30 protein-coding genes and 1 pseudogene are annotated in these 23,166 nt (G+C 53.8%); 17 read left to right on the top strand and 14 right to left on the bottom strand.

From position 1 onward, the window contains the following. Position 1: 1 nt before the first annotated feature. Together tsaE and ahcY are read right to left on the bottom strand one after the other, a co-directional pair. A complete protein-coding gene (gene tsaE / locus D7D48_RS04195; RefSeq protein WP_125230096.1) occupies positions 2-433 on the bottom strand; it encodes a tRNA (adenosine(37)-N6)-threonylcarbamoyltransferase complex ATPase subunit type 1 TsaE in 432 nt (143 codons plus the stop codon). A 236-nt stretch (positions 434-669) separates the two neighbouring features. After that, the gene (gene ahcY, locus D7D48_RS04190) at positions 670-2,064 is read right to left on the bottom strand and encodes an adenosylhomocysteinase (RefSeq protein ID WP_125230095.1); all 1,395 of its coding nucleotides are present in this window, start codon (positions 2,062-2,064) and stop codon (positions 670-672) included. A 235-nt stretch (positions 2,065-2,299) separates the two neighbouring features. Between ahcY and D7D48_RS04185 the strand changes: the two genes are divergently transcribed. From D7D48_RS04185 to D7D48_RS04175, 3 genes are all read left to right on the top strand, one after another. After that, positions 2,300-2,779 (top strand): peroxiredoxin, encoded by a 480-nt coding sequence (locus tag D7D48_RS04185; protein ID WP_125230094.1) that lies wholly within the window; start codon positions 2,300-2,302, stop codon positions 2,777-2,779. A 93-nt stretch (positions 2,780-2,872) separates the two neighbouring features. Further along, positions 2,873-4,318, top strand: coding sequence for an AMP nucleosidase (locus tag D7D48_RS04180; RefSeq protein ID WP_125230093.1), 1,446 nt, complete (start codon positions 2,873-2,875; stop codon positions 4,316-4,318). A 68-nt stretch (positions 4,319-4,386) separates the two neighbouring features. Then, on the top strand, positions 4,387-4,890 hold the full coding sequence (locus D7D48_RS04175) for a hypothetical protein (protein WP_125230092.1): 504 nt from the start codon (positions 4,387-4,389) through the stop codon (positions 4,888-4,890). 46 nt (positions 4,891-4,936) lie between these two features. On the opposite strand, the gene D7D48_RS04170 is transcribed toward D7D48_RS04175, so the two are convergent. The 11 genes and pseudogenes from D7D48_RS04170 to ffh all read right to left on the bottom strand — a co-directional run bounded on the left by D7D48_RS04170 (position 4,937) and on the right by ffh (position 14,273). Then, the gene (locus D7D48_RS04170) at positions 4,937-6,811 is read right to left on the bottom strand and encodes a M2 family metallopeptidase (RefSeq protein ID WP_125230091.1); all 1,875 of its coding nucleotides are present in this window, start codon (positions 6,809-6,811) and stop codon (positions 4,937-4,939) included. Positions 6,812-6,865: 54 nt separating this feature from the next. Continuing rightward, positions 6,866-7,396 carry a hypothetical protein gene (locus D7D48_RS04165; RefSeq protein WP_125230090.1) on the bottom strand — a complete coding sequence of 177 codons (531 nt, stop codon included), beginning with the start codon at positions 7,394-7,396 and terminating at the stop codon, positions 6,866-6,868. After that, positions 7,389-7,964, bottom strand: a complete 576-nt coding sequence (locus tag D7D48_RS04160) for a GNAT family N-acetyltransferase (RefSeq protein WP_185739774.1) — start codon at positions 7,962-7,964, stop codon at positions 7,389-7,391. The genes D7D48_RS04165 and D7D48_RS04160 overlap by 8 nt, the downstream gene beginning before the upstream one ends. Then, positions 7,961-8,719, bottom strand: coding sequence for an alpha/beta fold hydrolase (locus tag D7D48_RS04155; RefSeq protein ID WP_125230088.1), 759 nt, complete (start codon positions 8,717-8,719; stop codon positions 7,961-7,963). Before D7D48_RS04155 ends, D7D48_RS04160 begins: the two co-directional genes overlap by 4 nt. A gap of 36 nt (positions 8,720-8,755) precedes the next feature. Beyond that, entirely contained in the window at positions 8,756-9,403 is a 648-nt protein-coding gene (locus D7D48_RS04150) for a 2-hydroxychromene-2-carboxylate isomerase (RefSeq protein ID WP_125230087.1), read from the bottom strand. A 3-nt stretch (positions 9,404-9,406) separates the two neighbouring features. Next, positions 9,407-10,432: an aspartate-semialdehyde dehydrogenase gene (locus D7D48_RS04145; protein ID WP_125230086.1), complete on the bottom strand. Its 1,026-nt coding sequence runs from the start codon at positions 10,430-10,432 to the stop codon at positions 9,407-9,409. Between the two features lie 92 nt (positions 10,433-10,524). After that, positions 10,525-10,917 (bottom strand): 50S ribosomal protein L19, encoded by a 393-nt coding sequence (gene rplS / locus D7D48_RS04140; protein ID WP_125230085.1) that lies wholly within the window; start codon positions 10,915-10,917, stop codon positions 10,525-10,527. 7 nt (positions 10,918-10,924) lie between these two features. Further along, the gene (trmD, locus tag D7D48_RS04135) at positions 10,925-11,665 is read right to left on the bottom strand and encodes a tRNA (guanosine(37)-N1)-methyltransferase TrmD (protein WP_125230084.1); all 741 of its coding nucleotides are present in this window, start codon (positions 11,663-11,665) and stop codon (positions 10,925-10,927) included. After that, positions 11,662-12,168, bottom strand: coding sequence for a ribosome maturation factor RimM (gene rimM, locus D7D48_RS04130; RefSeq protein WP_125230083.1), 507 nt, complete (start codon positions 12,166-12,168; stop codon positions 11,662-11,664). The genes trmD and rimM overlap by 4 nt, the downstream gene beginning before the upstream one ends. Positions 12,169-12,276: 108 nt before the next feature. Then, positions 12,277-12,744: pseudogene (rpsP, locus tag D7D48_RS04125) on the bottom strand (30S ribosomal protein S16); the annotation flags it as partial. Positions 12,745-12,788: 44 nt separating this feature from the next. After that, on the bottom strand, positions 12,789-14,273 hold the full coding sequence (gene ffh, locus D7D48_RS04120; RefSeq protein ID WP_185739773.1) for a signal recognition particle protein: 1,485 nt from the start codon (positions 14,271-14,273) through the stop codon (positions 12,789-12,791). A 243-nt stretch (positions 14,274-14,516) separates the two neighbouring features. Here ffh and dapF point away from each other — a divergent pair, with 243 nt between their 5' ends. The 5 genes from dapF (at position 14,517) to D7D48_RS04095 (ending at position 18,843) form a co-directional block, all read left to right on the top strand. Continuing rightward, entirely contained in the window at positions 14,517-15,323 is an 807-nt protein-coding gene (gene dapF, locus D7D48_RS04115; protein ID WP_125230080.1) for a diaminopimelate epimerase, read from the top strand. An 8-nt stretch (positions 15,324-15,331) separates the two neighbouring features. Beyond that, complete coding sequence (gene mtaB / locus D7D48_RS04110; RefSeq protein WP_125230873.1) at positions 15,332-16,585, top strand: tRNA (N(6)-L-threonylcarbamoyladenosine(37)-C(2))-methylthiotransferase MtaB; 1,254 nt, start codon at positions 15,332-15,334, stop codon at positions 16,583-16,585. Beyond that, positions 16,582-17,511, top strand: a complete 930-nt coding sequence (gene ftsY / locus D7D48_RS04105) for a signal recognition particle-docking protein FtsY (protein ID WP_125230079.1) — start codon at positions 16,582-16,584, stop codon at positions 17,509-17,511. The genes mtaB and ftsY overlap by 4 nt, the downstream gene beginning before the upstream one ends. Continuing rightward, positions 17,508-18,137, top strand: a complete 630-nt coding sequence (locus D7D48_RS04100) for an inner membrane-spanning protein YciB (RefSeq protein WP_125230078.1) — start codon at positions 17,508-17,510, stop codon at positions 18,135-18,137. The genes ftsY and D7D48_RS04100 overlap by 4 nt, the downstream gene beginning before the upstream one ends. Positions 18,138-18,279: 142 nt before the next feature. Continuing rightward, positions 18,280-18,843, top strand: a complete 564-nt coding sequence (locus tag D7D48_RS04095; protein ID WP_125230077.1) for a urate hydroxylase PuuD — start codon at positions 18,280-18,282, stop codon at positions 18,841-18,843. Between the two features lie 49 nt (positions 18,844-18,892). On the opposite strand, the gene pspF is transcribed toward D7D48_RS04095, so the two are convergent. Beyond that, positions 18,893-19,930 (bottom strand): phage shock protein operon transcriptional activator, encoded by a 1,038-nt coding sequence (pspF, locus tag D7D48_RS04090; RefSeq protein WP_125230076.1) that lies wholly within the window; start codon positions 19,928-19,930, stop codon positions 18,893-18,895. Positions 19,931-20,097: 167 nt separating this feature from the next. On the opposite strand from pspF, the gene D7D48_RS04085 reads away from it, so the two are divergent. From D7D48_RS04085 to D7D48_RS04050, 9 genes are all read left to right on the top strand, one after another. After that, positions 20,098-20,286 (top strand): hypothetical protein, encoded by a 189-nt coding sequence (locus D7D48_RS04085; RefSeq protein ID WP_125230075.1) that lies wholly within the window; start codon positions 20,098-20,100, stop codon positions 20,284-20,286. A gap of 109 nt (positions 20,287-20,395) precedes the next feature. After that, positions 20,396-21,079: a phage shock protein PspA gene (gene pspA, locus D7D48_RS04080; RefSeq protein WP_125230074.1), complete on the top strand. Its 684-nt coding sequence runs from the start codon at positions 20,396-20,398 to the stop codon at positions 21,077-21,079. Between the two features lie 3 nt (positions 21,080-21,082). Beyond that, positions 21,083-21,370 (top strand): envelope stress response membrane protein PspB, encoded by a 288-nt coding sequence (gene pspB, locus D7D48_RS04075; protein WP_125230073.1) that lies wholly within the window; start codon positions 21,083-21,085, stop codon positions 21,368-21,370. Position 21,371: 1 nt separating this feature from the next. Next, on the top strand, positions 21,372-21,755 hold the full coding sequence (gene pspC / locus D7D48_RS04070) for an envelope stress response membrane protein PspC (protein WP_125230072.1): 384 nt from the start codon (positions 21,372-21,374) through the stop codon (positions 21,753-21,755). Between the two features lie 26 nt (positions 21,756-21,781). After that, positions 21,782-21,937: a hypothetical protein gene (locus D7D48_RS10495; RefSeq protein ID WP_185739772.1), complete on the top strand. Its 156-nt coding sequence runs from the start codon at positions 21,782-21,784 to the stop codon at positions 21,935-21,937. Beyond that, positions 21,937-22,236: a hypothetical protein gene (locus tag D7D48_RS04065; RefSeq protein ID WP_125230071.1), complete on the top strand. Its 300-nt coding sequence runs from the start codon at positions 21,937-21,939 to the stop codon at positions 22,234-22,236. Before D7D48_RS10495 ends, D7D48_RS04065 begins: the two co-directional genes overlap by 1 nt. A 15-nt stretch (positions 22,237-22,251) precedes the next feature. After that, positions 22,252-22,578, top strand: coding sequence for a hypothetical protein (locus D7D48_RS04060; RefSeq protein ID WP_185739771.1), 327 nt, complete (start codon positions 22,252-22,254; stop codon positions 22,576-22,578). A 43-nt stretch (positions 22,579-22,621) separates the two neighbouring features. Next, complete coding sequence (locus D7D48_RS04055) at positions 22,622-22,894, top strand: hypothetical protein (protein ID WP_125230070.1); 273 nt, start codon at positions 22,622-22,624, stop codon at positions 22,892-22,894. Between the two features lie 27 nt (positions 22,895-22,921). Continuing rightward, complete coding sequence (locus tag D7D48_RS04050; protein WP_125230069.1) at positions 22,922-23,164, top strand: hypothetical protein; 243 nt, start codon at positions 22,922-22,924, stop codon at positions 23,162-23,164. The last annotated feature ends 2 nt before the right edge of the window (positions 23,165-23,166 follow it).

The raw sequence follows: 23,166 nt of genomic DNA, 5'->3' as shown, positions 1-23,166 counted from the left end.
GTTAGTTAATTGTGTCATCCGTATCCATTTTCAAAGTCAATATGCGGCTTCCGTCCGCTTGCGGCGTTATGTCGATTATATGGCTCGGGACCACATAGGCGTCCCCAAAGCGTTCGGCCCACTCAACAAGCGTGATGCGTTCACTGCGTTCCTCCGCCAGCCCCAATTCATCCAATTCATCCGCATCATCGAGGCGATACAAATCGACATGGGCAACGGCAACCAAAACATCTGGCGGTTCATAACTATGCACGATGGCATAAGATGGGCTGGCGACTTCGCCCTTAAAACCAAGGCCCGCCAATATCCCCGCGCATAACACGGTTTTGCCCGCACCCAGCGGACCGTTAATCGCGACCCAATCTGAACGCTGTAAATTTTGGGCGAGCGCATGACCGAAAGCGCGCATATCTTCGTCGTTTGTAATAATCATTTCTTTGGTAGCGCCATGATGATTGTGGTTTTCTTACCCTTTGCAGAATGAAAATGAAAAGTGCCACCACGCAATTCAATTATCTGCCGTGCCAAAGCGTGATTCATGGGCCACAGCGCCATCACTTGTCATTAGGGTCAGGACCTATGAAATGCCCAAATGCTGGGTACACGCAACGAAAAAAGCCTGCCACGTTTCCGCAGCAGGCTCTCTTTTTATCACATTATGAAATGCGATTAATAACGATAATGGTCTGGCTTGAACGGACCTTCGGTCGATACGCCAATATATCCCGCTTGCTTGTCCGTCAGCTTGGTTAGCTTCACGCCAAGCTTTTCGAGATGCAGTGTCGCAACCTTCTCGTCGAGATGCTTTGGCAGAACATAGACTTCGTTCTTATACTTGTCGCCGTTAGTCCATAGCTCGATTTGGGCGAGCACTTGGTTGGTAAAGCTTGCCGACATCACAAAGCTTGGATGTCCGGTTGCACAACCCAGATTGACCAGGCGTCCCTTCGCAAGAACAATGATCTGCTTTCCGTCCGGGAACTGCACGAGATCGGTTCCTGGCTTCACTTCGTTCCAGCTATAATTGGATAAAGCCGAAATCTGAATTTCGCTGTCAAAGTGACCGATATTGCACACGATGCTCATGGGTTTCATGTTCATCATATGCTCGGCCGTGATAACGTCAGCATTGCCGGTTGCTGTGCAGAAGATGTCCGCGCGTTGCACGGCTTCTTCCATAGTCACAACTTCAAAGCCCTCCATCGCGGCCTGCAATGCGCAGATCGGATCGATTTCCGTGACCATAACCCGCGCGCCTCCATTGCGGAGCGACTGGGCCGATCCCTTGCCGACATCGCCAAAGCCAGCGACGCAAGCAACTTTACCCGCGAGCATGACGTCTGTGGCGCGACGAATGGCGTCGACGAGCGATTCCTTGCAGCCATACAGATTGTCGAACTTCGACTTAGTCACGCTATCATTGACGTTAATGGCGGGGAAAGGCAGTTCACCCTTCTTCGCGATTTCGTACAAGCGGTGAACGCCGGTGGTGGTTTCTTCCGAAACGCCCTTCAAATTCTTGACCGTTTGCGTCAAATAGCCGGGCTTTTTGGCAACAAATGCCTTCAGCGCGCGCTGGAATTCGACTTCTTCTTCATTCTCTGGCTCACCAAAGCTTTCGCCGCGCTCAAGCTTTGCGCCCCACAATGCGAACATCGTTGCGTCGCCGCCATCGTCAAGGATGATGTTGGCCGTGGTCTCATCACCCCAATCGAAGATGCGGCCGACATAGTCCCAATAATCGGCAAGGCTTTCGCCCTTTACTGCGAACACTGGAATGTTCTGCGCCGCAATGGCAGCAGCGGCATGGTCTTGGGTCGAAAAGATGTTACACGTCGCCCAACGCACGTCCGCGCCAAGCGCCGTCAGCGTTTCGATCAGAACTGCGGTTTGAATCGTCATGTGCAAAGAACCAACAATGCGCGCACCCTTCAAAGGCTGTGACGCAACAAATTCTTCACGCAATGCCATCAGGCCAGGCATTTCGGTTTCGGCAATATTGATTTCTTTACGGCCAAAATCGGCCTCGCCGATATCGGCAATGACATAATCGTTAAAAGCCACAGGCTTATTCTCCGGGAGGTTTTAGATGATGCACGTCATAGCGACGGATTTTGGCGAAATCAAATATAAAGATTGCTTTATATGATATGCCATAAGGTGGGATTTTTAGGCAAAACACACCCTGAAGCTTGTAATTTACCTCAGAAAATCAATCGTTGAACATCCCCCCGCTTGACTTGGCTCAGTTGGTCACGGATGAAGCTGCAACATTCTTTCTTCCTAAAGGAAATTTCTCATGAGCATCTCTATCGGCGACAAAATCCCTGACGTTAAATTGGTCAAGGCAACCGCGGAAGGCCCCCAGCCTGTTCAGGCTGCAGAATATTTCGCTGGACGCCGCGTTGCATTATTCTCTGTCCCAGGCGCATTCACGCCAACATGCTCGGCACGCCACCTTCCCGGCTTTGTCGAAAAGTCCGACGAACTTTCTGCCAAGGGGATAGACGAAATCGCTTGCACGGCTGTGAACGATGCATTTGTTTTGGGCGCTTGGAATAAGGCGAGCGGCTCAGACGCTATCACTATGCTCGCAGACGGCAATGGCGATTTCGCGGCTGCGCTCGGATTAGAAATGGACGGCAGCGCATTTGGCATGGGCAAGCGCGGCCAGCGTTTCTCGCTTGTCGTCAACGATGGCGTGGTTGAGCAAGTCAATGTCGAAGCACCGGGCGATTTCAACGTGAGTTCGGCTGAATATATGTTGGGACAGCTCTGATTTTTACTAAAGTCTGACTAAATGCTAGATGAAAGGGAGGGGTTACCCTCCCTTTTTTGTTGCCAAAATGGTCAAATTCGGTGAAGCGTGCTTATGCCTAGTGAACAATCTCAAAACATCATTAATCAACTCGTTACTGAATATGAAGCTTCGGTAAAACGCCTTCAATCCGCGCTTGCGGGTTATTTGAAGGACAGAACGCCGCCAAGCGCAGAGCAGCGTGCACGCAATGACTTCTGCTATCCCGAACTCGTCATCACTTATGCCGGCAAGACGCGCGAGACCAAATCGAACCTCGCATTTGGCAAGCTGGAGAAGATCGGTACGTTCCGGACCACCTTTACCAAGCCCGAACTTTTTGCCGATTATATTGGCGAGCAGCTCGACCTATTGAATGAGCAATATGAGCTCGAAATTTCGGTTGGCCGCAGCAAGCAGGAAATCCCCTTCCCTTATGTGTTGGATGGTTCGGCCGATCTTGAATTAGGAACCATTAGTCCGAACGAGTTAGCCCGTCATTTTCCAACAACGGAATTGGCTGATATTGGCGATGAAATCGCCGATGGCCTATTGCGCGTAAAGGGTAACAGCAGTTCGCCACTCGCATTATTTGACGGCCTGCGCACCGATTTTTCCTTGGCCCGTTTGCGGCACTATACCGGCGCACCTGCCGAGCATGTGCAGCATTATATCCTGTTCACCAACTACCACCGTTATGTGGATGAATTTGTCAGTTGGGCATGCACGCAGGTTGGCAATGGCCGTTACACCGCATTGTCTGGTGCCGGTGGCCTATATGTGGATCAGCCGACAGACAATGCGGCGCAGCTTATCGCCGACAGCACATGGCGGCGGCACCAGATGCCCGCTTATCACCTGATCGCGCCAGATCGTTCGGGTATCACCTTGGTAAATATCGGCGTTGGTCCGTCCAATGCCAAAACGATTTGCGACCATTTGGCAGTACTTCGGCCGGAAGCTTGGTTGATGATTGGCCATTGCGGCGGCCTTCGCGAGACGCAGCGGATTGGCGATTATGTGCTCGCCCACGCCTATTTGCGCGATGACCATATTTTGGATGAAGTCCTGCCGCCCGAAATTCCCATCCCACCCATCGCCGAAGTGCAACAAGCCTTGGCAAGCGCGGCGGAAGATGTCTCTGGCACCAGCGGCGCGGACCTCAAGCGGCGGATGCGCACCGGCACTGTTGTCACGACAGATGACCGCAATTGGGAACTGCGCTATTCCGCATCCGCGCTGCGTTTCTCACAAAGCCGTGCGATTGCCATCGACATGGAATCCGCCACGATTGCGGCGCAGGGTTATCGTTTCCGCGTTCCCTATGGCACTTTGCTATGTGTTTCGGACAAACCGCTGCACGGCGAAATCAAATTGCCGGGTCAGGCAAACCGGTTTTACGAAGAGGCGATTGCCGCACATTTACAGATCGGCATTCAAACCTGTGAGTTGCTGCGTGAGGCTGGCAACAGCTTACACAGCCGCAAGCTGCGCGCATTCAACGAACCACCATTCCGCTAAGCAATTAGTAACGAAGACAGCGCCCAACGATTATTATCATTGCATTACAACCCAAGGAGGAGCGGCCCATGCCGAAAGAACTTGAAAAAACTGGTATATTGAACAAATTTTTGAGCAGGTTGCGCGGTTTGACCGGCTCGCTATCTGGCAAGGCGCGTTCGGCGGCTGAAACGGCGACCACCACCGCTAAGTCCGCGGTAGATTCCGCCTCTCATGTCGCCACGACCGCTGGCACAGCCATTAAGGAAAATCCTGGCAAGTCCGCCGCCGTGGCTGGCGCGGTTATCGCAACTGCAGCAGCCGCCGTGGCTGGTAAGAAGGTATATGATCGCAAAACTGCAAGCAGCGCAAAGCCTGCAGCGAAGAAGCCTGCGGCCAAAAAACCAGCTGCGAAAAAGCCTGCACCGAAGAAACCTGTTGCGAAGAAAGCGGTGATCAAACCTGCCGCGAAGCCCGCCGCTGCGGTTAAGCCTTCTGCGAAGCCTGCGGCCGCTAAGGCGCCTGCAACGCGGGCAAAACCAGCGGTAAAGAAAACGGCTCCGGCGAAACCCGCCGCAAAAACGACTGCCTAACAATTGTTAAAAATGGCCCCGCCCTTTGCGGCGGGGCTATAATTACTTACCAGCCCTTTTCCACACCCTTATTCTGCACCTTGAGCCATTTCATCAGTGGCGCAAAATATTCGAGCATCGGCTTACCAGACATTTCGCGCGTGCCGGTAAAGGCCTGAAGCGCATCTGGCCAAGGCTTCGACGCGCCCATTTCGAGCATTGCGTTCAGCCGCGTGCCCACATCCTTGTTACCATAGAACGAACAGCGGTGTAGCGGCCCCTTCCAGCCTGAAATATCGCAAGCCGCCTTGTAGAATTGGAACTGCAATATGCGGGCGAGGAAATAGCGCGTATAGGGCGTATTGCCGGGGATATGATATTTGGCCCCAGCATCAAAACGGTCGGCCGGACGTTCCACCGGCGGAATAATACCCTGATATTGGAGGCGTAAATCGGTCCAGCCCTTGTTATAGTTGGTAGGTGTGATCGTCCCGTTGAACACACCCCAACGCCATTTATCGATCAACAAACCAAAGGGTAGAAACGCAACCTTGTCCATGGCTTGTCGCAGCAAAAGGCCATTGTCCTTGTCCGCGCCGGGGACCTTGGCTGGATCTAGCAAGCCGATCTGGACGAGATAATTTGGCGTGATCGACAAAGCGATGGCATCGCCAATCGCCTCATGAAAACCATCATTGGCACCATTTAAATAAAGATATGGCTGCTTGTTATACGCGCGCTGATAATAATTATGCCCAAGTTCATGGTGGATCGTCACAAAATCGGTGCTGTTGACCTTGATGCACATTTTGATGCGCAAATCGTCGACATTGTCCACATTCCAAGCTGAGGCGTGGCAGACGACTTCGCGGTCGGCAGGTTTGATAAACTGCGCGCGATCCCAAAAGCTTTTTGGCAATGGTGCAAAGCCAAGTGATGAGAAGAAGCCTTCGCCAATCTTCACCATGTCTTTTTCCGCTTTGCCACGATTGGCGCTGAAATCCACCAAGTCGGTTTGCTTATAGCCCTTAGTGACCAGCAGTTCGCCAATATCATAACCGATATCACCTGCCCCTGCAGGCGCGACAATGTCGTAGATATTGCCCCATTCCTGCGCCCACATATTGCCGAGCAAATCTGCGCGGATTGGTCCAGTTTTGGACTGAACGGTATCGCCATATTTTTTGTTCAGCTGCGTGCGAACATAGGTGTGCAGCTCGTCATAAAGTGGCTTTACCTCCAGCCATAATTTGTCGGTCAGCTTGGCAAAATCATCGGCTGGCATGTCATAGCCAGACCGCCACATGGCGCCTACATCGGCATAACCAAGCTCGGCAGCGCCTTTATTGGCGATGTCCACCATGCGCGTGTAATCGGGCCCCATAGGCGCACCGACATTGTCGTGCCAGCTTACCCACATTTCCTTCAGTTCTTCAGGATTGCGGTTCGAACCCATTTCGGCCTCAATATCCGAACCGTTGATTTCCTTGCCGCGCAACGTGCCCCGCCCCTTGCCATAAGCGGACTGCAATTTGGTTGATATGGTCGCCAGTTCCGCGGCTGCCCCCGGCGTTGTTGGCGCTGGCAAGACTATGCCACCGCGCAAAATATCCAATTTACGCTTTGTATCATAGGATAGGCCGGAAAGTGCCTGATATTTGGCGGCCTCAAGTGCGTAAGCAACAGCTTTTTCTGTTCCGATCTCTCCGTAGCGCGCTGCAACGGCATCCGTATCATCCGTCAAATAGGTGGAGTTAATCCACGCGACACGGCCAGCTTCGATGGAGAAGTCGAACAGGTCCTTTTCGGCGCGCGCAACAAACGCGTCTGCATCAGATACCGTTGGTGTAGATGCTGTCGTTAGCGCATCTTGCGCCATGGCGATGCTGGGGACGGAAAGCGTGGCAAATGCCAGAGCGGCAATGGATACAAGATTTTTCATTTTTGGGTCCTGACAGATATAATAGCGCGACGTTGAAACTTACGGTCTTCCGCGTCAAGCTGCACGGCTTTTCCAGCTTCGAATAGCCAAGCCGACCAACACACCGAAGAATGTCACCAGAAACAATATCGTTTTGATGGGCCGCGCCGTTGCTGCGACACTGGAAAGCAGTTCATGCCCGCCGGTAAATGCTGCCTGAATGAGCTGACTTATGGTCTCCGCATAATCGGTGATCGCAAAACCGATGGCTGCAACCATGATGACCTTACCGAGCCGCGCGAGCATGGGGTGCGGCACGGCAGCAAACATCCGCCCGCCTGCAAAAGCGCCCCATGCATAAATGCCGATAAAGATAAGGTCCAATTCCATGCTGTAAATGGCAAGGTCCATGACCCCAGATGCGGCCCATGCAGCATGGATGTAATCAACACGCGCCGCATTTCCGGCTGCCTGATGGTCGCTCATGCCCAAAGGCGTAGCGTCTGTGACGAGCCAGACGTTCATCACAATCTGTGCCGCAAGCAACAAAATACCTAACAGCCAGAATGCCCAGAAACGCTTTTCCTGCGCTGTTTCCTTAAGCATTGCTCGCACCCTCCAATGCCGTCGCCAACGCTCCTGTCAGGGTATCGTCGTACGTCAAATGATAGGTGGTATAGTCATGCACCTGCCCGCCGTGGTCACGCTTATGCTCTCGCACTAACTTTCCTCCCAAACGCTCCACAGCGGTGCGCGAACGGAAATTGTTTGCGCCGACCTGAAACACAACAATCCGAACAAATTGAAAGATATGTCTTAGCATCAGCGCCTTTACTGCGCGATTTATGCCTGTCCGCCAATATGCAGTGGCAAAGAAGGTCCAACCAATTTCTATTTCTGCTGTTGCTGGATCATAATTCGCAAAGCGCGTGCTGCCGATGATTTCATCGGTCGTGCGGTCCAGAATGGCAAAGGCCCCCTGCGATGCAATGGCATCAGCGAAGAATGCGTCAAAAACTTCCCTTTTGTACCGATCGCGAAACGGATGCATGGCCCAGATTTCGGGGTCTGACGCTACAGCATAGAGCCCGTCATAATCCGTCGTCACTAAGGGCCGCAGTATGACCCGCTCGCCCACCAACACAGGCTGGATATCGAAAGGAGGAAGCGTCACCAGCGGTCACCCGTCAGCGCCGCAACAAAGGCCATCCCAAGCTCCGGCTTGGTAACCGCGCTCATATGATTGCCCGACACCGATAACAGCTTCCCATGTTGCAAAAGTGCCGCGAGGTCGGCTGCGGAGCCATTATCATCATCTTGTTCACCGCACACAATAGCGACCGGAAGGGTCCAACTGGCAATCTCCGTGACATTGGTATCAACGAACGTATCCAAAATATGCCGTAACGCCGCCGGATCACCGCCAGTGGTTTTCAAAAATGCTTCCGCCATCCATGCGGAAGACCCTTTTTCATGCTGCCCCAAATTGTCGAAAACATGCCGGAAATGAGCCCCACGATTGCCTGTCTGGGTCAAGCCTTCCAAGCCCATGCCTGAGATAACGGCCCGACCAGGCGCGGCACCACGTGCGAGCATCCGCGACACGGTCCGCCCGCCCAGAGAATAACCGCCAAGGTCATAATCCGTGATATCCAAATGCGCGAGCAACGCGAATTGGTCATCAGCCAGAATGTCACGCGGATAATGTACGGGGTCATGCGGCTTACCACTTAGCCCATGGGCGCGCAGATCCGGCATAATCACGCGGTATCCCGCATTGGCCAGCGCAACAGCATGGCCATATTTAATCCAATTGGTATCCGCTTCAGACATGAAGCCATGTATCAACAACAAAGGCCGACCCTGCCCCGTTTCACGCCACGCAATCTCGACGCCGTCGACGGCTTGAAAACTATGGCATGTAATCATAAATCTCGCTCGATATTCAAAGACCTACGCATAAAACTAACGCGCCACCAATCCCTTTTGCTTCATGCGCCACAGCGCCATGTCGATGCGATCTTGCCCGAAAAAGGGTTCGCCGTCGAAAACGAGAGTTGGCACGCCCCAATGCCCTGCGGCCTCCAAAGCCGTCTGATTCTCTGCGATTTCAGCATCGAGCGCTTCGGCATCGCGAAGCGCTTCGGCGTCCAGCTCTACCAAATCCAATCCCGCGCGGGTCGCGGCGCTGGTGAGATGGTCACCCTCATGCCAATTTTCCGCCCCGCCCCAAATGAGCCGCGAAACTTCGTCACAAAAGGCGAGGCTTTTGCCGCGCCGCGCCGCAGCTTGGCCCAACCGGGTCAGGCGAAAAATATAGGGCTGCTCCTCGGCAATCTTGCGTGTGCGCACATCCTGCACAATTGGGTCGGGCCTAGGCGGGCCGAATGGGATGCCATGGAACTGGGCCACACGGAACATGTCGGTGAAGGTATAGCGCAACCAATTCGGATGGCTGCGCTCAAAAAAGTCAGGCTCACGAATGGCAAGCGGATAGACCGGACGCAGATTGATATTCAGATCATATTCTTGCGCTAGCGCGCTATATCGCCGCGTGGCAAGGTAGCTATAGGGGCTGCGAAACGACCAGAAAATATCGGCTTGCAGCCCCATAACTTATCCCTTTTTCAAATGCCGACGCCCAAGTAGCTCGGCAATCTGCACCGCATTTAGCGCAGCGCCCTTGCGTAAATTATCCGACACGCACCAGAAGGCAAGGCCATTGTCAACGGTCGGGTCTTCGCGCACGCGGCTCACATAAGTTGCATCATCACCTGCAGCCTCAACAGGCGTCGTATAACCGCCATCTTCGCGCTTATCGATCAACATGATGCCAGGGGCCTCACGCAAGATATTCTGCGCGATTTCTGCCGACATTTCACGCTCATATTCGATGTTCACGGCTTCGCTGTGGCCCACAAAGACAGGCACACGTACGCAGGTCGCGGTCAGCTTGATTTTCGGGTCGAGAATCTTTTTGACCTCAACCATCATCTTCCACTCTTCCTTCGTATAGCCATCGTCGAGGAAGCTATCGATGTGGGGAATGACGTTGAACGCGATTTGCTTGGTGAACTTCTTGGCATCGGCGCTGTCACCAACGAAGATGTTGCGGCTCTGTTCGAACAATTCGTCCATGCCCTCTTTGCCCGCGCCCGACACCGACTGATAGGTTGATACGACAACGCGGGTAATCTTGGCGTAATCATGCAGTGGCTTCAACGCGACGACCAATTGCGCCGTTGAGCAGTTCGGGTTGGCGATGATATTCTTGCGCTTATAGATATCGATGGCGTCAGGGTTGACCTCCGGCACGATCAACGGAACATCGGGATCCATCCGGAAAAGCGAGCTGTTATCGATGACGACGCAGCCAGCTGCAGCAGCAATCGGCGCGTATTTCATGGTTGCTTCCGAACCGATGGCAAAAATGGCCATATCCCAACCCGTCCAATCGAAATTCTCGATATTCTGGATCTTCAGCATCTTGTCGGTATCGCCATATTCAATTTCGATACCTTGGCTGCGCGATGATGCCAGCACAGCGACTTCATCAGCGGGGAACGCGCGTTCGGCCAGAATGTTGACAACTTCACGGCCCACATTGCCCGTCGCACCTGCGACTACGATACGATAACCCATGTTAACTTCCTTCAATGGCAATAAAAAAGGCCGGGCTCTTTATGGGAGCCCGGCCTTTTGTGTTCGGTTAGAAACGCAACGCGGCTCCTGCCTTATTCGGCAGCCTCGGTGGTTTTAATAGGACGTGGGTCGCGGCGCTCGGCAATACGTGCCTTCTTACCGGTCAAACCACGCAGATAGTAAAGCTTCGCACGACGCACGACGCCCTTACGGACGACTTCGATGCTGTCGATATTCGGGCTGTACAGCGGGAATACGCGCTCAACGCCTTCACCGAACGACATTTTGCGTACCGTGAAGTTGGAGCCCATGCCCTTGTTCGAACGCGCGATGCACACGCCTTCGTAATTCTGAATACGCGTGCGCTCACCTTCGATGACCTTCACGCCCACCTTGACGGTGTCGCCTGCGCGGAAGGCAGGGATTTTTTTGTTTTCTGACAAAGCTGCAATAGCTTCGGCTTCGAGTGTTTGGATGAGGTTCATGCCCCATTTAATCCTTATTCTTTTGTTGCACGTCAGAGGCAGGCTGAACCCGGGCGTCTTTGTAACGCCCCCAAAGGTCCGGTCTGCGTAACCGAGTAATTTCCTCTGCCTGTTGTTTCCGCCAAGCAGCTATTTTCGCATGATCCCCCGATCGCAACACTTCAGGGATCATACGCCCTTCCCAATCATTGGGTCGGGTGTAGTGCGGATATTCAAGCAATCCTTGTTCAAAGGACTCTTCGTCACCGCTGGAAGAGGCGCCCATTACGCCGGGAAGCAGCCGAATGCAAGCGTCTAAGAGCATCAGCGCCCCGATTTCGCCACCGGACAAGACGAAGTCGCCCATGCTGACCTGCTCAATTTCTGGATGCGCGTCGAAAAGGCGTTCGTCAAAGCCTTCAAACCGGCCGCATAGCACCGTTACGCCGGGGCCATCCGCAAGTGCACGAATCCGCGCTTGCGCGATTGGTTTACCACGCGGGGTCATTGCAAGGATTGGAACATTGGGATGAAGTCCCGCTGCGTGCGCGACCGCCGCCGAGAGAATATCGGCCCGCAATACCATCCCTGCCCCGCCGCCTGCAGGTGTATCGTCAACGGTGCGATGCTTATCCGAAGCAAAGTCACGTATTTGAATAGGAGAGCAAGACCATGTCCCTTCTTCCAGCGCACGGCCAGCTAAGGATATCCCGAGCGGCCCAGGGAACATTTCAGGATAGAGCGTGAGGATTTGGGCGTGAAAGGTCATATCACAAAAGCGGCATCGATGACGATGCGCCCGCCTGCGCCAGCCGCCCATTCAGGGACAGCATCAGCTGTCATTGGGACCATGAACTTTTTACCCGGCTTGCCGTCGGCAGACGGCATCTGGATTTCGAGCACGTCGCTCGCACCGAAATTTTCGACAGTGATACAACTGCCAAGGTCCGTGCCATCGGTGGATATGCACGGCAAACCCAACAGGTCGCTATAATAAAATTCGCCTTCACCCAATTCGGGCAAAGCCTCCCGCGGAACCGTTAGGAGTGTGCTGCGCAGCTTTTCGGCTGCATTGCGGTCGTTGATTTCGGCAAAGCGGGCGATAGCGCCGTCTTTGGTCGGGCGTAGCGACTTGACCGTCAAAGCCCCGTCATTGAAACTCTTATAATGTTTCAAGCTGTCCAGACTGTCTGAAAACAGCTTGAGACGGACTTCACCCGTCACGCCGTGCGCACCAGAGACGGCGGCAAGCGTGACGGTGTTGTCAGCCAAGGCTTAGCCCTCGGCCTTTTCTTCAGTTGCTTCTTCGGCTGCAGGAGCAGCTTCTTCAGCAGCAGGTGCTTCTTCAGCAACAGCCTCAGCAGGTGCAGCTTCTTCAGCGGCAGGTGCTTCTTCCGCAGCAGCTTCAGCAGGCGCAGCTTCTTCAGCGGCAGGCGCTTCTTCGGCGACTACTTCAGGCTCTGGCTCAGGTGCTGGCGCAGCGGCTGCTGCTGCTGCGGCTTCTTCAGCTTCAGCAAGCTTGGTCGCCTTATCTTCAGCACGATCCTTGGCTTTCTGGCCTGGTTCGCCCTTGTTCGGGTTGTTCTTGACCTTACGCTCTTTGACGCCAGCGACGTCTAGGAAGCGCGCAACGCGGTCCGATGGCTGTGCACCAGCGGCGAGCCAATGTTTCGCGCGCTCGATGTCGAGGATGACGCGCTCAGCGCTATCCTTAGGTGCCTGTGGATTGTAGCTGCCGATACGCTCAATGAACTTACCATCGCGCGGTGCACGGGCGTCGGCTACGACGATTTTATAATAAGGACGCTTTTTCGAACCGCCCCGCGACAAACGCATTGATAATGCCATAAAACTAACTCACCTTTCTTAAAATATTCAAACTAAACAGTATATTATTTCTTCTTATTCAAAAGTCTTGCGAGGTCAGGTGGCATCCCGCCACCGCCGCCCATTCCTGGGAAACCGCCCATGCCAGGTGGCATTGCACCGGAGGGAAGGCCATGCATCCCCTCCATCGCGCCACCCAAATCTGCGCCACCCTTTCCGCCGAACATCGCGGCAAGGCCCTTAAGCCCCCCCATTTTGCGGATCCGCTTCATGGCGCTCGCCATTTCCTGATGCATTTTGATCAGCTTATTGACGTCTTGCACCGTCATGCCCGAACCTTTGGCAATGCGGATTTTGCGCTTAGCGTTCAGCAATTCTGGTTTAGCGCGTTCTTTCGGTGTCATCGACCCGATGATGGCATCCATGTGCACCAACAATTTATCGTTCATGCCGCTGGCGTCCATAGCCTGCTTGGCCTTTTTCATGCCGGGCATCATGCCCGCCAATGCGCCGAGGCCGCCCATCTTGGTCATTTGGCGGAATTGGGTTCGCAGGTCGTCCATGTCGAACTGACCCTTGGCCATTTTGGCCGCGAGCTTCTCCGCGTCCTCTTTTTCGACCATTTCAGACGCACGTTCGACCAAGCCGACGACGTCACCCATGCCCAAAATACGGCCCGCGACACGGCTTGGGTTAAATGCCTCAATCGCGTCCAGCTTCTCACCGACACCTGCAAATTTGATGGGCTTGCCAGTAATGGCGCGCATCGACAATGCCGCACCACCGCGGGCATCACCATCCATACGTGTGAGCACGATACCGGTCAGGTCAACACGTTCACCAAAGCTTTTGGCTACATTGACCGCGTCTTGGCCTGTAAGCGAGTCCACGACCAACAGGATTTCCTGCGGCACGGCGACTGTCGCCACGGCCTGCATTTCGTCCATCAGTTGCTGATCAACATGCAAACGGCCAGCGGTGTCAAGGATGAGGACATCAAAGCCTTGCAATTTTGCCGCCTGCATCGCACGTTTGGCGATGTCGACGGGCATTTGCCCCTGAACGATTGGAAGCGTAGCAACTTCGGTCTGCGTACCAAGTGTACCCAACTGCTCCTGCGCAGCCGGACGATTGACGTCGAGCGACGCCATCAGGACTTTCTTGCCCTGCTTCGTCTTCAACATCTTGGCGATTTTTGCAGTTGTCGTGGTTTTACCCGAACCCTGCAGACCGACCATCATGATGACCGCAGGTGGCGCAACGGCCAAATTCAGGTCGCTTTGTTCAGCGCCCAACATTTCGACGAGCGCGTCGTTAACGATTTTAACGACTTGTTGGCCTGGCGTAACCGATTTCAGGACCTGCGCGCCCACGGCTTGCTCAGTCACCTTGTCGATGAATTCACGGACAACGGGCAATGCAACGTCGGCCTCAAGCAAGGCAACGCGCACTTCGCGCATTGCTTCACGCACATCGGCTTCGTTCAACGCACCGCGACCGCGCAGGCGATCAAAGACACCTCCTAATCGGTCACTCAGCTTGTCAAACATCGACATTCCTTACCAAATCAGCCCTTATGGGGCATAAACGAACAAAAAGCCGGTGAGCGAATCTTCGCCGACCAGCTTGGAAACTATGGATTTCCAACAAATTTTGAATGGCAGATTGCCTGCCTTGCGGCGTCCTTTACTAAAAGGCATTGCAAAACGCAAATCATTACGTGTTGCGCCCACACCGATAGCAAGGCGCATGAACGGTGGACACTGCGGCTTGCACCCCCTAAATCGCCGTGGATGGCAAAAGGCGAATTCCACAAGATGCATGGATTGGGTAATGACTTCGTCATTATCGATGCCCGCGATTGTCCTATGGAAATGTCGCCGCCCCGTGCGCGGGCCATTGCCGATCGGAAGTTCGGCATTGGCTGCGACCAAATAATCCTTTTGGGCAAGTCCAAAGTTGCCGATGTCGCTATGCGCATTTTTAACGCCGATGGCAGCGAAGTTGAAGCATGCGGCAATGCTTCGCGCTGTGTCGTGGCTTTGCTGCAGCAAGATCTGCAAATCGAGACCAAAGGGGGCGTGATTTCTGGACAATTGTCCGGCAACGCCGTGACCGTTTCCATGGGTGACGCCAAGTTCGACTGGCAAGACATTCCGCTCGCTTTTGCTATGGACAGCGGCTCCCTACCGCTTGCGTGGGAAGAGCTGGAAAACCCCATGGCTGTCAACATGGGTAATCCGCATGCCGTGTTCTTCGTAGATGATGCAGATGCCGCAGATCTCGCGCGGCTTGGCCCAATCATTGAGCATGACGCCGCCTTTCCAGAACGCGTGAATGTCAACGTCGCGTCCGTTCAAGGCAATGAAATTCATCTGAAAGTATGGGAACGCGGCGCAGGCCTGACGGGCGCTTGCGGCACGGGGGCTTGTGCCACCGCCGTTGCAGCCATTAAGCAAGGCAAAGTCCAATCCCCCGTTATCGTGCACCAAAAGGGTGGCAGTTTGACCATCGCATGGGAACCGGGGCAGCCAGTCATTATGACGGGCAGCGCGACCTATGTCTTTACCGGACAGGCTGACTGGGATGATTTTGGATGAACGCGCCTTTGCAGAAGCCCGAAGTTATCAGCATGGGATGCCGCCTTAATCTTGCCGAAAGCAATGCCCTAGCCGAGCAACTCGCAGGGCATGACGACATTGTCATCATTAACAGTTGCGCGGTCACCAATGAATCTGTCCGCCAAACACGCCAGGCAATTCGCCAAGCGCATAAACGCCGACCAGATGCCCGTGTGTGGGTCACGGGTTGCGCAGCACAAGTGGAGCCTGAAACCTTTCAGAATATGCCCGAAGTCGCTGGCGTCTTCGGCAATCATGAAAAGCAAAATGCCGCATTGCTGCGCGAGATAATCGAACGCCCTGACCGCCCGGTGGTCGTATCGGACATCATGACCATCGCGCAAACCGCGCCGCATTTGGTCACCGCTTATTCTGGTAAGACGCGCGCCTTTGTTGAAGTGCAAAATGGCTGCGACCATCGCTGCACTTTTTGCATCATACCTTATGGCCGGGGCAACAGCCGCTCGGTTCCAGCCGGTAGCGTTATCGAACATATTCAAAAGCTCGTGGACACTGGCTTTCAAGAAGTTGTGCTGACCGGTGTAGATGTCACCAGCTATGGCCATGACCTGCCGGCACAGCCCAATTTAGGTTCATTGGTCGAACGCATATTGAAACTTGTGCCAGACCTGCCTCGCCTGCGGCTTTCGTCCATCGACGGCGTAGAGATTGATGCGCGGCTGTTTGACCTGCTTACCAACGAGATGCGCGTCATGCCGCATGTCCATCTGTCATTGCAGGCGGGCGACAATATGATCCTGAAACGCATGAAACGTCGTCATAGCCGTGAACTGGCGATTGATCTCGTTGCGCGGTTGAGAGCCAAAAGGCCGGACATTGCGATTGGCGCGGACATCATTGCCGGTTTCCCGACCGAGGATGACGCCATGTTTACCAACAGTGTCGACCTCGTGCGCCAATGCAATATCGTCCATGGACATATTTTTCCGTACTCGCCGAAAAAGGGTACACCCGCGGCGCGTATGCCGCAATTGCCGCCGCAGACAATTAAATCCCGCGCCAAGGCGTTGCGCGATGCCGTCGCAGCCGAAAAAGCCATGTGGATGAAAGCATTAATAGGCACCGTCCAAAATGTTGCCGTCGAAAGCGGCGGCTTGGCTGGTCATGCGGAAAATTTCGCGTATTTGAAGCTGGATAAGATGATGCCAGAGGGCCGTATCGTTTCGGCCCGTGTGACGCATATCCAAGATGAGATTTTACAGGCAGAGGTTATCGAATGAGCGAGAATGCTGGGTGGACGGACCGTTTGTTCGGCGGCCTGAAAAAAACATCAGGTAAGCTGACGGAGAATATCGCCGGGCTTGTTACCAAGGCAAAGCTTGACGCAAGTGATCTCGACGAGATTGAGGATGCGTTGATTGCCTCGGACCTCGGCCCAGCCATGGCGTCACAAATCCGTGACAAAATTGCCGCTGGCCGCTTTGACAAGGGCATTGATGCAGATGGCATAAGGCAGATTGTGGAGGATGAAATTGCCTCGGTCCTTGCGCCAGTGGCGTCCCCGCTGGAGATCGACGCCTTCCCTCGGCCTCAAGTCATTTTGGTGATTGGCGTTAATGGCTCAGGCAAGACGACCACAATCGCAAAGCTCGCCAATTTGTTCCTCGAACAAGATTATGGTGTCATGCTGGCCGCCGGCGATACCTTCCGCGCAGCCGCCATTGGCCAGTTGAAAATTTGGGCAGAGCGCATTGGCGTGCCGATTGTCACCGGCCCCGAAGGCGGCGATGCCGCAGGCGTCGTGTTTGATGCCGTCAAAAGAGCCACCGCCGAAGGGATTGATGTCCTGATTGTCGATACGGCGGGCCGTTTACAAAATAAACGCGAGCTTATGGATGAACTCGCAAAAATCCGGCGGGTCTTGGGCCGCCTGAACCCGGCCGCGCCGCATAATGTTGTGCTTGTCTTAGACGCCACAACGGGTCAAAATGCGTTGTCACAGATTGAAACCTTTAAGGAAGTGGCCGACGTGACCGGACTTGTGATGACAAAATTGGACGGCAGTGCGCGCGGCGGCATATTGGTGGCGGCGGCCAAGCAGTTTGGATTGCCCATTCACGCCATTGGCGTTGGCGAAAGCATTGACGATTTGCGGCCCTTTAACCCGCAAGATGTTGCCCGCGCCATAAGCGGCGGTTCCTTGTGAGCGAAACCGATACAAAACAAAAGCCATCAGGCACGCTGAACTTTATTCTCGATTTCGGGCCGTTATTTTTGTTCTTTATCGCGTCAAAATTCGGCAGTTCCGATACGGACCCGAAACAAGGCGCGATTGTCGGCACCGTAGCATTCATGGCCGCGATCATCGTTGCGGTGATCGTGTCAAAGTTCAAGCTGGGCAAGATTTCCCCTATGCTGAAGCTAACGGCCACGCTGGGCATTTTCTTTGGCGCGCTGACAATATGGTTTCATGACGAACGCTTTATCCAGATTAAGCCGACAATCATTTATGCCTTTTTCGCGGCGCTTTTACTGGGCGGCTGGTTGCGCGGCAAAGCCATGCTGAAATATGTGCTAGAAGCCGCATATCAGGGTCTAAGCGAAGCTGGCTGGCTAAAACTGTCACGCAGCTGGGGCCTATTCTTCCTGGTGCTCGCGGGATTGAACGAGATTTTTCGTCGGCCGGAATGGTTTTCTTTCGACACATGGCTTTCAATCAAAGTGTGGGGTGTCACCGCCCTCACCTTCCTTTTTGCCTTAATTAATATCCCTATGCTCATGCGTCATGGCTTAAAGCTCAGCGATGACGCAGAGATTCCGCCACAGGGATAAATGAAGTATTGTTCTGCGCGAGATGTTAGCGGTTCCGTCTGTCACGCGCCGCTTGCGCAGAAAATATGTGACAAGCCTCGGTCATCCGGATAGTCAGCATCCTATCAGGGGCAATACCGCCTGAATGCCTAGGGGAGATAACATGGCGAAGTTTTTTGGAAATCTACATCTGGTGCTGGTCGCTGGGCTAGTGCTGTCATTTGCCGTAATGTTTGGCTTTGATGGAGGTGGCGTCACGGCGCAAGCTATCACGCGTTGGCTGCATACATTTTTCGGGATCGTCTGGATCGGATTATTGTATTATTTCAACTTTGTACAAATCCCCACCATGCCGAAGGTTCCTGCTGAGCTGAAGCCAGGCATTTCGAAGCATATCGCGCCATCGGCGTTGTTCTTCTTTCGCTGGGGCGCAGCGTTGACCGTATTGTTCGGTTTGATCATTGCCGTTCAAGCTGGCTACGCGCACCAAGCATTCACATTGCAAGATCCTTACAAGCTGATCGGTATTGGCATGTGGCTTGCCGTTATCATGGCGTTCAACGTGTGGTTCATCATCTGGCCAAACCAGAAAAAGGCGCTCGGTATCGTTGAAGCGGATGACGCAACAAAGGCGAAGGCAGCGACCACAGCGATGATGACATCGCGCTTGAACACATTGCTATCAATCCCGATGCTGTACACGATGGTCAGCTTTAACGGCGGCTAAGTCCGGCTATCTGGAATTCAAGGAGGGGTGGCACATGCCGCCCCTTTTTTTATCCTAAAAGATCGTGTTTTTTCAACGTGTGGCGTAACTGATCATAGCTGAGATTTAGTGCCTTGGCGGTCTGTCGCTGGTTATAGCGACATTTGGCCAAGGCTTGCTCCAAGACCGCTTTTTCAAATTTCTCCGTCGCCTCACGAAAGTCGGTCACATCCGCCGCAGAACTTGTGTCCGTCGCAAAACGCGGTTCGGCAACGCTGTTTTGGTTGTCGGCTTGCACCTGCGCAGGCGCCGAAGCCGCCAACCCACCGCGCCACGGGCTGTCAAACGGATCAAACTGAATATAATCGACGGGCTGTGCGGGGTCAGACCAGCGGTATACCGCGCGCTCCACAACATTGCGCAGTTCGCGGACATTGCCTGGCCAAAGATGGTTTTCTAAAGCGCGCGTAGCGACCTCGCCAAATCCAGGCCAGCCATCCCAACCCAGTTCTGCAGCCATCTTGCGTCCATAATATTCACACAGAACCTCAATATCACCTTCACGCACGCGTAGCGGCGGCAAAGTGATGACCTCAAAACATAAGCGGTCAAGTAAGTCAGCCCTAAACCGTCCCTTGTCGACCATATGAGGCAGATGTTCATTGGTTGCCGCCACGATGCGCACGTCAACGCGTATGGGCCGCGATGAACCAATGCGTGTCACCTCGCCATATTCAACAGCGCGCAACAAGCGTTCCTGCGCGCCCATGCTCAAGGTACCAAGTTCGTCGAGGAAAAGCGTTCCACCATCCGCCTCTTCGAAACGGCCTTCGCGTGCCCGCGTTGCGCCGGTAAACGCCCCGGCCTCATGCCCGAACAGTTCGGCCTCAATCAATGTCTCCGGCAAGGCGGCGCAGTTGATTGTAACCAGAGGCCCGTCCCAACGCGCACTTAAGCGATGTAGGCGCTCTGCAATCAACTCCTTGCCAGTCCCGCGCTCGCCTACGACCAATACAGGGCGATTAAGCGGCGCAGCACGGCTTGCACGCTCCACGGCATCCAAAAATGCGGTGGATTGACCAATGAATTGAACATTATCCCGATCCATTTTCAAATATTGGCATAATTCACCATAGAGTGGCAATAATTACTAGCACCTTGCACATGTAAATTTTGAAAAACGGCAGAAATGCAACAAAAACGCAAACTGGCACGGTCCCTGCTATATATCCTGCAAGCCAGCAATATTGGCAAACAACATAGGAAATAGATGCAATGCGCAAAGATATCGAAATCGGCAATCATCCAAACGAACAGGATAGCCGTCTCTGGTTGGCGATAGCCTTGTCCTTCACGATGATCTTTACCAGCTATGCCGTTTCGGTTCTGAACCACCGCAACGGCGGCGAGATCAGCGCCCACATCCAACCGAATAGGTCAATCGTTGTCAGCTATCTTGCCTGATTACGGTAACCTGCGACCGGAGTGCCCCAGCTCCCCCTCACCCGCCGAAAGGCATCCGGTCGCCACCTTTTTGAACGAAGTCGCCAATACACATTATCGGAGTTACCCCATGGGCATATTTTCACGAACCCGCGATATCATCGCTGCCAATGTGACCGACCTGCTCGACAAGTCGCAGGACCCAGCCAAAATGATCCGCATGATCATTTTGGAAATGGAAGAAACATTGGTCGAGGTCCGGGCATCTGCTGCGCGCACCATCGCTGACCAGAAAGAGCTGCGTCGCCATATCGACAAGTTGAACACGCTTGAAACCGATTGGACCGACAAAGCGCATCTGGCGCTTTCAAAAGACCGAGAAGATCTTGCAAAGGCGGCCTTGTTGGAAAAGCGCAAGGCAACGGACATGAAGGAGCAGTTAACTGCGGAGGTCGATGTTCTGAACGATGCGCTCAAGGCATCCGAACAGGATATTCACAAGCTGCAGAAGAAACTCGCCGACGCGCGTAGCCGCCAAAATGCCCTCATGACACGTTTGGAAAGCGCCGAAAATCAGGTCAAGCTGCGCACCATGTACAATGGCGACAAGGTCCGTGAGGCATTTTCACGCTTTGATGTCCTCGAACGCCGCGTCGATGAAGCCCAGGGATATGCGGACTCGCTCTCCATTGGGTCAGATGCACCGCGCACTTTGGGCGACGAAATCGCCGCGCTGGAAAGCTTCGATGTCGTCGACGCAGAGTTGGAAGCCATGAAAAAGGCCATGAAGGCCGATCCGAAGAAGGAGGCTTAAGCCATGGAAGAGGTACTTGTCCCCGTCATGGTCGTAGGAATGCTGTTCGTAGCTCTCCCATGGCTCGTACTCCATTATGTGACCCGCTGGAAAACTGCGGCAACGCTGACCAATGATGACGAGCGTATGCTTGGCGATATGCATGAACTGGCCCGCCGGCTTGAAGATCGCCTTGACACGGTGGAGCGCTTGGTCGCGCAGGAAAATCCCGATTGGCGGCCGCGGCGCATGGAACTCGACACGCCAGATTTTGACCCCGAAAATGTACGTAGGCTGGAAAGGAACCGCTGAAATGTCAGGGAAACACACCAAATTCTATCTCGATAAGCAAAATGCCAAATGGAAGGGCGTCTGCGCTGGGATCGCGGATTATACTGGCGTTGATGCCCTTTGGGTTCGCTTAGGGACCGTCATGCTCACGCTGATGGGCGGCTTCCCTTGGACGCTGATCGCTTATGTCATAACGGCTTGGATGGCCCATCAAAAGCCCGTGCATCTGTATACCGACGACCGCGAAGAGCAGAAATTTTGGCAAGGCGTACGCCAATCCCCTGCCCGCACCACCCGCGACATTCGTTCGCGCTTTCGGGAAATCGACCATCGCTTGGCTGAAATGGAGACATATTATGTCAGCAACAACAAGCAGCTGGCCGACGAAATCGAAAGCTTGCGTTAACCAAAAGCTTATAAAGGAAATAGCTTATGTTCACGCTCATCATTCTTGGCCTTATTGGTTGGTTTACCTACCGCCATTTTGCGCAGAAAAAGCGTCAGGCCGACCGCCACAATTGGCGCGTTAATTATCGCGACGCCCCAATCCGCCCGCTTAACCGCCGTCTGCCTTGGAAGGACTTCTAATGAACTTTGGAGGACCCAATTTCGTTATTGCGATTGTTGCGCTTTTGACGGTCGGTTGGCTGGTCAACAACTGGATCCGCGCCAAACATGGCTATCCTTTGGAAGATGAATGGGGCGGCAAGACCGCGCTAACCGATGGCGACTATCCCGAAGCCGAACGCAAAATCATGCTTTTGAGCAACGAAAATGAGGCGCTTAATGGCAAAATCGGTCATCTAGAAGAGCGCGTCGCGGTGCTCGAACGGATTGTGACGGATAAGGCTGGACGCTTGTCCGAAGAAATCGAACGACTGCGTTAAAAGGGGAGAGATGAAATGGATCCAAATGAACTCGCTATGATAAACACAATTGGCCCCATGATCGGTATCGGTATCGTTGCGATTTCGGCCGGATGGGTGCTGACAACTTGGATGCGTATCAAGAACGGTTATCCACTCGATGGTGTCTGGGGTCAGGCTGTATATCCCAAAACTGATCAGGAAGCCGTTGAGCGGGTTAAGTTGCTAAGCCAGGAAAACGCCCAACTCCGCGCGGAACTTGGGTCTGTTAAGGACCGGCTTGCCAATGTGGAAAAAATCATTGTCGACGACAGCCACAAGCTGAGATCGGAAATTGAGGCTCTTCGCGGGCCAAGCAATTAAGCGGTTTTAAAACCGCGTTACTTGGGAATTTGAGGAGGATTTTATGGGCCCGTTTGAAATGGTCGTTGCGATCATCTTTATCGTCACCGCAGGCAAAATTATTCAGACAAAGCAAAAAGCCAAGCATGGCATTGTTGAAGATCGAGACTTTATGGGTACCAAAACCCACCGTCGGTTGAACAGCGCGGAAACGCAGCAGATGCAAGACGAGATCAAGGCGCTGAAAGAACGTATTCAGGTACTGGAACGCATTGCGACTGAGAATAGCAGCGCACATGATCTTAACCGTCAGATTGAGGAACTGCGGAGCCGGTAACGGCGCGCGGAGCGAAAGGAAGGAACCATGGAACAGGATCCCAATTTCTACATCATCATCGGCGCTTTTGCGTTGCTGTCCATCGGGATTGTATCTTCGCTGGGGTTGCGTGGATGGCGCGATTGGCTTGCGCTGAAGCATGCCGAACTGGACGTTGCGCGCCGCAGTGGTGATACGCCGGTGCCAATGGCGACATCACGGATTGAAGTCGCCGACTTAAAAGAGCGCGTCAAAAAGCTTGAGGCTATCGCAGCAGGGATTGATATCTAACC

Origin of the sequence: Sphingorhabdus wooponensis (assembly GCF_003933235.1) — a bacterium.
Lineage (GTDB): Bacteria > Pseudomonadota > Alphaproteobacteria > Sphingomonadales > Sphingomonadaceae > Sphingorhabdus_B > Sphingorhabdus_B wooponensis.
The sequence above is the reverse complement of the archived record's forward strand: the minus strand, read 5'-3'. Positions and strand labels throughout refer to the sequence as shown.

Excerpts from the sequence above, each read along its gene's own strand:
- tsaE (WP_125230096.1), bottom strand. The coding sequence starts at position 433 with ATGATTATTACAAACGACGAAGATATGCGCGCTTTCGGTCATGCGCTC.
- D7D48_RS04185 (WP_125230094.1), top strand. The coding sequence starts at position 2,300 with ATGAGCATCTCTATCGGCGACAAAATCCCTGACGTTAAATTGGTCAAG.
- D7D48_RS04180 (WP_125230093.1), top strand. The coding sequence starts at position 2,873 with ATGCCTAGTGAACAATCTCAAAACATCATTAATCAACTCGTTACTGAA.
- D7D48_RS04175 (WP_125230092.1), top strand. The coding sequence starts at position 4,387 with ATGCCGAAAGAACTTGAAAAAACTGGTATATTGAACAAATTTTTGAGC.
- D7D48_RS04170 (WP_125230091.1), bottom strand. The coding sequence starts at position 6,811 with ATGAAAAATCTTGTATCCATTGCCGCTCTGGCATTTGCCACGCTTTCC.
- D7D48_RS04165 (WP_125230090.1), bottom strand. The coding sequence starts at position 7,396 with ATGCTTAAGGAAACAGCGCAGGAAAAGCGTTTCTGGGCATTCTGGCTG.
- D7D48_RS04155 (WP_125230088.1), bottom strand. The coding sequence starts at position 8,719 with ATGATTACATGCCATAGTTTTCAAGCCGTCGACGGCGTCGAGATTGCG.
- D7D48_RS04150 (WP_125230087.1), bottom strand. The coding sequence starts at position 9,403 with ATGGGGCTGCAAGCCGATATTTTCTGGTCGTTTCGCAGCCCCTATAGC.
- D7D48_RS04145 (WP_125230086.1), bottom strand. The coding sequence starts at position 10,432 with ATGGGTTATCGTATCGTAGTCGCAGGTGCGACGGGCAATGTGGGCCGT.
- rplS (WP_125230085.1), bottom strand. The coding sequence starts at position 10,917 with ATGAACCTCATCCAAACACTCGAAGCCGAAGCTATTGCAGCTTTGTCA.
- trmD (WP_125230084.1), bottom strand. The coding sequence starts at position 11,665 with ATGACCTTTCACGCCCAAATCCTCACGCTCTATCCTGAAATGTTCCCT.
- ffh (WP_185739773.1), bottom strand. The coding sequence starts at position 14,273 with ATGTTTGACAAGCTGAGTGACCGATTAGGAGGTGTCTTTGATCGCCTG.
- dapF (WP_125230080.1), top strand. The coding sequence starts at position 14,517 with ATGGCAAAAGGCGAATTCCACAAGATGCATGGATTGGGTAATGACTTC.
- ftsY (WP_125230079.1), top strand. The coding sequence starts at position 16,582 with ATGAGCGAGAATGCTGGGTGGACGGACCGTTTGTTCGGCGGCCTGAAA.
- D7D48_RS04095 (WP_125230077.1), top strand. The coding sequence starts at position 18,280 with ATGGCGAAGTTTTTTGGAAATCTACATCTGGTGCTGGTCGCTGGGCTA.
- pspF (WP_125230076.1), bottom strand. The coding sequence starts at position 19,930 with ATGGATCGGGATAATGTTCAATTCATTGGTCAATCCACCGCATTTTTG.
- D7D48_RS04085 (WP_125230075.1), top strand. The coding sequence starts at position 20,098 with ATGCGCAAAGATATCGAAATCGGCAATCATCCAAACGAACAGGATAGC.
- pspA (WP_125230074.1), top strand. The coding sequence starts at position 20,396 with ATGGGCATATTTTCACGAACCCGCGATATCATCGCTGCCAATGTGACC.
- pspB (WP_125230073.1), top strand. The coding sequence starts at position 21,083 with ATGGAAGAGGTACTTGTCCCCGTCATGGTCGTAGGAATGCTGTTCGTA.
- pspC (WP_125230072.1), top strand. The coding sequence starts at position 21,372 with ATGTCAGGGAAACACACCAAATTCTATCTCGATAAGCAAAATGCCAAA.
- D7D48_RS10495 (WP_185739772.1), top strand. The coding sequence starts at position 21,782 with ATGTTCACGCTCATCATTCTTGGCCTTATTGGTTGGTTTACCTACCGC.
- D7D48_RS04065 (WP_125230071.1), top strand. The coding sequence starts at position 21,937 with ATGAACTTTGGAGGACCCAATTTCGTTATTGCGATTGTTGCGCTTTTG.
- D7D48_RS04060 (WP_185739771.1), top strand. The coding sequence starts at position 22,252 with ATGGATCCAAATGAACTCGCTATGATAAACACAATTGGCCCCATGATC.
- D7D48_RS04055 (WP_125230070.1), top strand. The coding sequence starts at position 22,622 with ATGGGCCCGTTTGAAATGGTCGTTGCGATCATCTTTATCGTCACCGCA.
- D7D48_RS04050 (WP_125230069.1), top strand. The coding sequence starts at position 22,922 with ATGGAACAGGATCCCAATTTCTACATCATCATCGGCGCTTTTGCGTTG.